Annotated in this window: 1 protein-coding gene and 2 tRNA genes; all 3 read left to right on the top strand. The window is 42.7% G+C overall.

Annotation, left to right across the window (positions count from 1 at the left end; genetic code table 11):
* Positions 1-3 precede the first annotated feature (3 nt).
* A tRNA-Gly gene (locus AB5150_RS11230) sits at positions 4-75 on the top strand.
* 98 nt (positions 76-173) lie between these two features.
* Positions 174-245 (top strand) — tRNA-Gly (locus tag AB5150_RS11225).
* 174 nt (positions 246-419) lie between these two features.
* Positions 420-2,041: LTA synthase family protein (locus tag AB5150_RS11220; protein ID WP_368291876.1), on the top strand; the 1,622-nt coding region annotated here is incomplete at its 3' end.

Below are 2,041 nucleotides of genomic sequence, written 5' to 3'. Positions count from 1 at the left end.
TAAGCGCGAGTGGCTCAGCGGTGGAGCATCTCCTTGCCAAGGAGAGGGTCGCGGGTTCGATTCCCGTCTCGCGCTCTGGATAATTTCCATGTTGCTAAAATTTTAAAAAAGTTGTTGACAGTTTGCTGGCGGTGTGATATTATCCATATTGTTGTTGAAAACACAACAGATAAGCGCGAGTGGCTCAGCGGTGGAGCATCTCCTTGCCAAGGAGAGGGTCGCGGGTTCGATTCCCGTCTCGCGCTCTTTTATATTAATTCACACTCAGGATTCAATCCTGATTTTTTTTTGCCCTCAGAAGCGATTGGTAATAAAATTTAAACATTTTTACTATTGAATAAATGACATGTAGTGATATAATCAATCACAATCGTTGAATATCAGAAAAAGTATAATTTTTACGAGGTAATGATTAAATTATGAAAGAGAGACTTAAGAATTTTCATCATTCAGCAGTTTTTATCTGTCTGGTTCTTGCAATTGTTCTGGACGTTGTTCTGGAAGCTCTTGGAAGACATTCGCTGTTTAAGGCGATATCGTATGTGTGGAATCAGCCGCTCATATTCCTGTATAACTGTTCGATCATTTTCTTTACGCTGACACTTTCGCTGCTCATGAGAAAGAGAATATTCGGATACTGCGTTATATCGTTTGCATGGCTGATACTTGGAATCACGAACTGCATAGTTCTGGGATTCAGAATAACGCCATTTTCAGCTATCGATATGCTTATGGCGAGGAATACGATAACTATCATAGACAAATATTTTAATGTATGGCAGATCGTGCTCATAGCTGCGCTTCTGTTCGTTGCGCTGGCAGCCATCATAGTTCTGTTCATAAAATCGCCGACGGTTACGGGCAATATATATAGAACGAGAACGACTGTGTTTATAGTTGCGACATTCTTCTGTGTAATGCTCTTCACCAAGATCGCGCTCAATGCACAGACTATATCAGATAATTTTGCAAACCTTGCAACGGCATACAACAATTATGGATTTGTATACTGTTTCTCAAACAGTGTGGTCGATGTAGGTATAGGACAGCCGAGTGATTACAGCGAGGATAAGATGCTTGAGATAAAGGACGATTTGGACAGTGTTGGCACAACGGATTCAAAGCTTGGCAAGGACAAGCCAAACGTTATATTTGTACAGCTTGAGTCATTCATGGATCCGTCATATGTAAAATGCCTCACGTTCAATGAGAATCCTATTCCGAATTTCACAAAGCTGAAGGAGGAATGTACATCAGGATTCCTGACGATGCCGGCGATCGGTGCAGGTACAGCCAACTCGGAATTTGAGGTGCTCACGGGATTTAACGTGGCATATTTCGGTGCAGGTGAGTATCCATATAAGACCATACTTGGCAAGCAGACCATAGAGAGCATGGCGACACAGCTGAAGCTTGATGGTTATTCAACACATGCCATGCACAATCATGATGGTACATTCTATGACAGATACAAGGTGTATAAAAACATGGGATTTGATACATTTACCCCGATGGAGTATATGTACAATCTGGAGCATACTCAGAAGAACTGGGAGAAGGACAATGTCCTTACTGGTGAGATCATGAAGACTCTGTACTCCACCAATGGACGGGATTTCATATTCACCGTCAGCGTACAGGGACATGGAAGATACCCATCAGAGCTTGACGAGGAGAATTACAGTTATCCTATAAAGGTTGCCGGAACAGGCGATGAGAGCCTTGATACACAGTGGACATATTACTGTAACCAGCTCCACGAGATGGACGATTTCATTGGCAAGCTTATAGACAGACTTAAGGCGTACGATGAGCCGGTCGTTCTCGTTATGTATGGAGACCATCTTCCTGGATTTGAGATCACAGAGGACGATATAACCAACGGAGACCTTTACCAGACAGAGTATTTTGTCTGGAGCAATATGAAGAACTTCCCGGTTGAGGATGAGGATATAGAGGCATATCAGCTCAGCACAAAGGTGTTTGATATGCTGGGATTTGAGAAGAGCTATGTGCAGAAGTTCCAGTCAAAGTACAAGCC

This window comes from Coprococcus sp. RTP21281st1_F1_RTP21281_210402 (assembly GCF_040915325.1).
GTDB classification, from domain to species: domain Bacteria; phylum Bacillota; class Clostridia; order Lachnospirales; family Lachnospiraceae; genus Coprococcus; species Coprococcus aceti.
Note: the sequence above shows the minus strand (reverse complement) of the source record. Positions and strands in the feature narration are given on the sequence as shown.